Genomic DNA, 6,730 nt, shown 5'->3' with positions numbered 1-6,730 from the left:
GCCGGGTGGGCTGGGCCCACAACTCGCCCAACATGGCCTGCGCCTACCGCACCGCCGCGATGGCCGCTCCCAAGGTCTACCTTTCCAAGCAGGAGGAGGCCGCCGGTGCCCAAGCCCAAGCCTGAGCCCGTCAGCCGCGCCACGCACGGGCGCGGGGTGCTGATCGTCATCGGGGGCCACGAGGACAAGGAGGGCGACCGGGTCATCCTCAAGGAGGTGGCCCGGCGGGTGGGCCGGGGCCGGCTGGTGATCGCCACCGTCGGCTCGCACGACCCCGAGGGCTACTTCGACACCTACCGCAAGGCGTTCAAGGAGCTGGGCCTCGAGAAGACGGCCGAGCTCTACCTGGGGGACCGCGAGCAGGCCCACGACCCTAAGAAGCTCGAGCTGCTCGAGGGGGCCAAGGGGGTCTTCTTCACGGGGGGCGACCAGTTGCGCATCACCAGCCAGCTCGGCGACACGCCCCTCTTCGAGCGCGTCCTGGAGGTCTACAAGCGGGGCGGGGTGATCTGCGGCACCTCCGCCGGGGCGAGCGTGCTGTGCACCACCATGCTGGTGCGGGGCAACGGCGAGGAGTCGCACCGCCTGGGCACCCTGCGGATGGCGCCGGGGCTGGGCCTGGTGAAGCACATGGTCATCGACCAGCACTTCGCCGAGCGCGGCCGCATGGGCCGCCTGCTGGGCGCGGTGGCCCTCAACCCCGTCGAGCTGGGCGTGGGCATCGACGAGGACACCGCCATCGTGCTCAACAACTCCTCCTTCAGCGTGCTGGGCAGCGGGGCGGTGTACGTGGTGGACGGCTCCTCCGTGAGCTACAGCAACATCGCGGAGGGGGAGGACGAGTGCACCCTCTCCATCTTCGACGTGCGGCTCCACCTGCTCGCACAAGGCGACGTCTTCGACCTCGCCGAGCGCCGGCCCCGGAAAGCCACGCCCCGCGAGCGAAAGCGGCTGGAGAAGCTCACGGGCGGCGAGGGGGAGGGCGACGCGGCCTGAGCCCTGGCTCCATCAGCGGTCGCTCATCTGCTGCACGGCGAACCTTCAGCCCGCGCGGGCAGACTGCCTCATGAGAGGCCGCCGCGCCCCTCCGGCCGCCCCGGCTCGAGCCGCGGGGTCCGGGGGGCGGCCGGGGAGGGGTGCATGGGACAGGTCAAGGACGTGCGCGATCTCGAGTCCGAGGAGAACCTCACCTTCCAGGAACGGCAGTGGGCGGTGCAGCGGGTGGCCTGGGCGGTGGTGCTGGCGTTGCTGGTCGCCGGCCTGCTGGGCCTGCTGGGCCCGGGGCCGCTGAGCCGGGTGAGCGCGGGCGAGACGTCGGCCGGGCCCGTCCTCGAGTTCGACCGCTTCCTCCGACGCGACAGCCCCACCACCCTCCTCGTGCGCAGCGACCGCATCTTGCTGGGCGAGGGCGGCTCGAGCGAGCACCGCCTCACCCTGCCGAAGGAGTACCTCCAGGCCTTCGAGGTGCGCCAGGTGACCCCCGAGCCCGAGCGGGTCGAGCCGACGCCCGAGGGCGTGCGTTACGTCTTCCGGGCGACCCAGGACGCGGCCGTGCTCGAGGCCCGCTTCCACCTCGAGCCCCGGCGGCTGGGGCGGGTGGGCGGCAGGGTGGGGCTGGGCGAGGAGCGGCTGGACCTGTGGCAGTGGGTCTACCCGTAGCGGAGGAGCGGTATGGACTCGGTCATTCAAGCCTTGGCGGTCTACGGTTTCCTGCTGGTGCTGTTCCGGCTGGCGGGCAAGCGCTCGCTGGCGCAGATCACCACCTTCGACTTCGTGCTGCTGCTCATCATCAGCGAGTCGATCCAGAACGCGCTGGTGGGGCAGGACTACTCCCTCACCCACGCCGCGCTGCTGGTGATGACGCTGGTGGGCGTGGACATCGGGCTCTCGCTGCTCAAGCAGCGCTCCCCCCGCATCGAGCGCCTGCTCGACGACGTGCCCCTGATCGTCCTCGAGAACGGCAAACCCCTCAAGGACCGCATGAACAAAGCCCGCGTGGACGAGGAGGACATCCTCTCCGCCGCCCGCGAGCTGCAGGGCCTCGAGCGCCTCGACCAGATCAAGTACGCCGTGCTCGAGCGTTCGGGGGGGATCACGATCATCCCGAAGCAGCAGAAGTAGGGCGTAGGTCGGGAGCGGGTCGTACGTCGTACGTAGAACGCAAGACGCAAAACGCATGTCTGTCGTACGTCCTACGTCGTACGCAAGACGCCGAGCGTCAAACATGAGATGCTTTGGCCCGCGACCGGTCGCGGGCCACGGGCCTATCGCTCATCGCTGACTGCTCCCCTCCCCCACCTCCGTCCGCAGCCGGACGACGGCGGTGGTGCCCTTGCCCGGCTCGCTCTGTAGCCGGATCTCCCCGCCGTGCTGCTCGACGATCCACTGGGCGATGGACAGCCCCAGCCCGGTGCCTCCCGCCTCCCGGCTGCGCGCGGGGTCGGCCCGCCAGAAGCGCTCGAAGACGTGGGGCAGGTCCTCCGGCGCGATGCCGACGCCGGTGTCCACCACCCGCAGCTCGGCCCAGCCGCCCGACCGCTCGAGCCCCAGGCGCACCGCACCGCCCGCCGGGGTGTACTTGAGGGCGTTCTCCAGCAGGATCAGGGCGAGCTGCTTGAGCCGGTCGCGGTCGCCGCGCAGGTTCAGGCGCTCGGGCAGCTCCGCCTCCAGCACGTGCCCCCGCGCGAGGCGGCGGGCCTCGGCGAGCGCCTCCCGCAGCACCTCGCTGAGGTCGAGCGGCTCCAGCCGCAGCCGGATCCCGGCGTCGCCCTTCGCCAAAGCCAGCAGGTCGTTGACCAGGCGGGCCATGCGGTCAGCCTCACCGCGGGCGTCCTCGAGCGCGGCCCGGCGCTCCTCCTCGGGGAGTTCGCGGAAGCGGCAGACGAGCTCGAGGTTGCCCAGGATGGTCGCCAGCGGGGCGCGCAGCTCGTGCGAGGCGTCGGCCACGAAGCGCTTCTGGGCCTCGACCAGCGCCTGCAGCCGGGCCTCGCTCGCGCGCAGCCGCTCCTCGGCCTCCTTGCGCCGGGTGACGTCGAAGTTGACCCCCAGAATCCGCACCGCCCGGCCCTGCGCGTCGCGGTAGACCCGCCCCCGCGCGGCCAGCCAGCGCACCGTGCCGTCGGGCCAGACCACCCGGTACTCGTCATCGTAGTCCCCGCCCGCCGCCCGCGCCTCGGCCAGGCGGCGCAGCACCCGCTCGCGGTCGTCGGGGTGGATCCGCTCGCCGAAGCCCCCGTCGAAGCTGCCGGGCTCGAGGCCGAACAGCCGCTCCTGCTCGGGCGACCAGTAGGTGCGGTGGGCCAGGAGGTCGGAGTCCCAGATGCCCAGGCTCCCGGCCTCCATCGTCAGCGCCAGCCGCTCGCGGCTCTCCAGCAGCGCGGCTTCGGCCTGCTTGCGCGCGCGGACGTCCTGGATGACGGCGGTCGCGGCGATCACCGCGCCGCGCTCGTCCTTGATCGGGGAGACGGTGAGCGAGACCGCCACGGCCGTGCCGTCCTTGTGCAGGCGGAGGGTGTCGAGCTGCACCACGTGCTCCCCCCGCCCCACCCGCTCGGCGATGGCGGCCTGCTCGGCCTCCAGGCCCGCCGGGACGAGGCGCTCGAGCCGCTGCCCCACGACCTCGGCGGCGCTGTAGCCGAACATCCCCTCGGCGGCCGGGTTCCAGCTCAGGATCCTGCCCTCGAGGTCGAAGCTCACGATGGCGTCGCTCGACGACTCCACGATGGCCGCCAGCCAGGCGCTGGCCTGCTCGGCCTTCTTGCGCTCGGTAATGTCGATGACGAATTCGACGCACTCAGGGTCCCGGCCCTGGCCGGAGAGCCGCGTAGGCGCGCACAGCGCCCACCACCTCGAGCCGTCCTTGCGCAGCATCTGTTTCTCGTAGGGCGCGGTCTCGCCGGTGGCCCACAGCTCGGCGGCGGCCCGCCGGGTCACCTCCATGAACTCCGGCGGCGTCAGGGAGTCCCAGCCGCCCAGCCCGAGAAGCTCCTCGCGGCTGTAGCCGCTGGCCCGCAAAAAGGCTTCGTTGGCGTCGGTGATGCGCCCCGTGAGGCTGAAGAACAGCACCCCCACCGTCTCGATGGAGATGGCTTTCTGGAGGCGAGCCTGGGACTCGCGCAGGGCTTCCTCCACCCTGGCCCGCTCCACCGCCGCCCAGGTGCGCTCGGCGACCTCCGCCGCCAGCTCGGCCTCGAAGTCGCTCCACTCCCTGGGGGTGCTTTGGGTGATGCAGAGCACCCCCACGGGCCGGCCGTCCTTGACCACCGGCACGTCCACGAAGGAGATGACCTGCAACTGCACGCACAACCGCCGCAGCTCCTCGTCCAGCAGCTCAGAGGTGCGGGCGTCCGCCACCACGAAGGGGCGACCGGTGCCCACCACCGCCTCGAAGATGGGCATCCTCGAGAGCGGGTACACCCCCGCCACCGAGGGCAGCCCCTCGCGCGAGGCGTCGCGCCGGATGACGGCGTTGCCGCCCTCGATCTCGCAGTAGTAGCAGCGGTCGGCCCCGAAGCGGTCCATCACCGTGTGGGCGACGGTCGTCAGGATTTCTACGGGGTCCGATAGGGGATGCAGCGCGTCCGACAGCTTCAGCAGGAATTCGCGCCGCTGCTCGGCGCGCTTGCGCCCGGTGATGTCCGTGAACAGCACCGCCACCCGGCGGCTGCCTGGGCCGCCCAGGCGGAAGCAGTAAAGGTCGAACACCCGACCGAGCACCGGCTCGCTTTCTTCGAAACGCACGGGTTCGCCCGTTTCGGCGACCTGCCCGTAGACTTGGGCCCACCGTGGGTTGGGCGTTCCCAAAAGCTCCGTCGCCCTGCGCCCGACCGGGTACTCCATCCCGGTCTGCTCGACGAAGGCCGGGTTGACCTCGAGAAACAGAAAATCGCTCCACGCGCCGTTCTCGTCCTGCAAAACCTCGACGACCGCGTAGCCCTCGTCTATCGAGGTGAAGAGCGTGCGGTAGCGTTCTTCGGACTCGCGCAGGGCGTCTTGGGCCTCCCGGCGCTCGGTCACGTCGCGCCAGAACACCGCCAGCAAGCCGTCGTCGGTCGGGTAGGCGCGCATCTCGAGCCAGCGGGCGCGGCCCTCTTCCCAGGTGTAGAGGTGCTCGAGCGACACCGGCACGCGCTCGGCCATCGCTTTCTTATAGAGGCGGCCGAGTTCGGAGGCCTCGGTCCCGGGGTAGACCTCCCAGTGCGAGCGCCCGACGATCTCCTCGCGGGTGCGCCCGTCGAGGCGGAGGGCTTGGCGGTTGTGCTCGAGGATGGTGAAGTCGGGCGCGAGCAGCCCGAAGCCCTCGTCCATGCCGTCGAGCACGCGCCGGAGCCGCTCCTCCGATTCGCGCAGGGCCTTCTCGGATCGAGCGCGCTCGATCCGTGGAAAGACCCGGTTGGAGACCTCCTGCATCAGCTCGACCTCGAGGCTCGTCCACCGCCGGGGGGCGCTATCGGCGACGGCGAAGTAGGCTTTCCACCTGCCGTCCTGGCTGTAGGGAACGGCTACGTACGCGCCGATCTTCTGTGCGGCCGCGCCCGCCTTCAGCCCCGCCCCCTCGAGGGTGTCGCCGGGCAGGTCGTTTTGCACGTCGTTGACGATGGCGGGTTTCCCGGCCCGCAAGCGGTCCAGCCAGGTCGGGGATATGAAGCCGCGGATGGGGTAGGTCCCGAGGACGTGCGGCACCTCCAGCCTGTGCCAGAAGTGGCGGACCGTGACCTCGGCGCGCTCCTCGTCCACGTCCACGTAGTGGTAGCAGCTCAGCCCCAGGTGGGCCGCCAGCTTCGCGCCCACGCTCCGGATGATCTCCTCCTCACCGGAAAGCTGGCCGAGGTCTTCGGAGATGCCGGCCAGAAGTTCCCGGTTCGCCTCGCGGTGCCTGCGCTCGGTGATGTCCTCGACGGTGGAAACGGCGCGCAGGGGATGGCCTCCGGCGTCGCGCAGGACCGTCGCCGCCACGCTCACCCAGATCACCCCGCCGTCCTTGCGCACGTAGCGCTTTTCGATGGCGAACTGCGGCGACTCGCCGCGGAGGGTCTTCCCCCACTCGGCCCGGTTGCGGTCGCGGTCGTCGGGGTGGGTGAGCTCGAGCGCACTCATCCCCAGCAGCTCTTCCCGGGTGTAGCCCGTCATCTCGGCGAAGCGGCGATTAACCCGCTGGAAACGGAAATTGTAGGGGTCGATCTGGGCCATGCCCACCCCCGCCGCCTCGAACATCAGGCGGTAGTCGTTCTCCAGCTCAGGGGTCGGCTCTCCGGCCGCCTTTCCTTCACCCATCGCTCCCCCGTTCCCCGGACCTTAGGCTGAACCACACAGCTGAGACAGGGCTGAGCCTGGACGAAATCCTAAGGCGGAGGACGAACACCCCACGCCACGGCCGAGAGCAGGGCGTCGAGGTCAACGGGCTTGACCAGCAGGGGCGTCCCCAGCCGCGCGGCCCGCTCGAAGATTTCCGCCTCGTCGCGGGCGCTGATGAGGACGATGGACCCGGCGAAACCCTCCTCCCGCAGCCGCTCGGCCACCTCGAAGCCCCCCATGCCCGGCATCATCAGGTCGAGCAGCACGAGGCCGGGGCGCTCGCGACGGGCCAGGGCGAGACCCTCCGGGCCGCTCGAGGCCGTCAGCACCCGGTAGCCCATGTAGCCCAGGGTGCGCCCGAGAAAGCTGCGGTGGGAAGGGTCATCGTCAATCAGGAGGATGACCCCCCCGCCCGGTGCTGCGCTCGCGCTCATCC

Annotated in this window: 5 protein-coding genes; 3 read left to right on the top strand and 2 right to left on the bottom strand. The window is 70.8% G+C overall.

Annotation, left to right across the window (positions count from 1 at the left end):
* Positions 1-105: 105 nt before the first annotated feature.
* The 3 genes from Mterra_RS17545 to Mterra_RS17535 all read left to right on the top strand — a co-directional run bounded on the left by Mterra_RS17545 (position 106) and on the right by Mterra_RS17535 (position 2,121).
* Complete coding sequence (locus Mterra_RS17545) at positions 106-996, top strand: cyanophycinase (RefSeq protein WP_119316334.1); 891 nt, start codon at positions 106-108, stop codon at positions 994-996.
* A gap of 144 nt (positions 997-1,140) precedes the next feature.
* Positions 1,141-1,659 carry a hypothetical protein gene (locus Mterra_RS17540; RefSeq protein ID WP_119316333.1) on the top strand — a complete coding sequence of 173 codons (519 nt, stop codon included), beginning with the start codon at positions 1,141-1,143 and terminating at the stop codon, positions 1,657-1,659.
* Between the two features lie 12 nt (positions 1,660-1,671).
* Complete coding sequence (locus tag Mterra_RS17535; protein ID WP_119316332.1) at positions 1,672-2,121, top strand: DUF421 domain-containing protein; 450 nt, start codon at positions 1,672-1,674, stop codon at positions 2,119-2,121.
* A gap of 150 nt (positions 2,122-2,271) precedes the next feature.
* Here the strand turns inward: Mterra_RS17535 and Mterra_RS17530 are convergent, their stop codons facing one another.
* Positions 2,272-6,273, bottom strand: a complete 4,002-nt coding sequence (locus Mterra_RS17530; RefSeq protein ID WP_119316331.1) for a PAS domain S-box protein — start codon at positions 6,271-6,273, stop codon at positions 2,272-2,274.
* Positions 6,274-6,341: 68 nt separating this feature from the next.
* Positions 6,342-6,730, bottom strand: a 389-nt coding sequence (locus Mterra_RS17525) for a response regulator (RefSeq protein WP_119316330.1), incomplete at its 5' end; no start/stop codon positions are given.

Origin of the sequence: Calidithermus terrae, from assembly GCF_003574345.1 — a bacterium.
In the GTDB taxonomy this organism is placed as follows: domain Bacteria; phylum Deinococcota; class Deinococci; order Deinococcales; family Thermaceae; genus Calidithermus; species Calidithermus chliarophilus.
This window is presented reverse-complemented; position numbering and strand designations above follow the sequence as displayed.

Coding starts and splice junctions, on each gene's coding strand:
- Mterra_RS17530 (WP_119316331.1), bottom strand. CDS start 6,273: ATGGGTGAAGGAAAGGCGGCCGGAGAGCCGACCCCTGAGCTGGAGAAC.
- Mterra_RS17535 (WP_119316332.1), top strand. CDS start 1,672: ATGGACTCGGTCATTCAAGCCTTGGCGGTCTACGGTTTCCTGCTGGTG.
- Mterra_RS17540 (WP_119316333.1), top strand. CDS start 1,141: ATGGGACAGGTCAAGGACGTGCGCGATCTCGAGTCCGAGGAGAACCTC.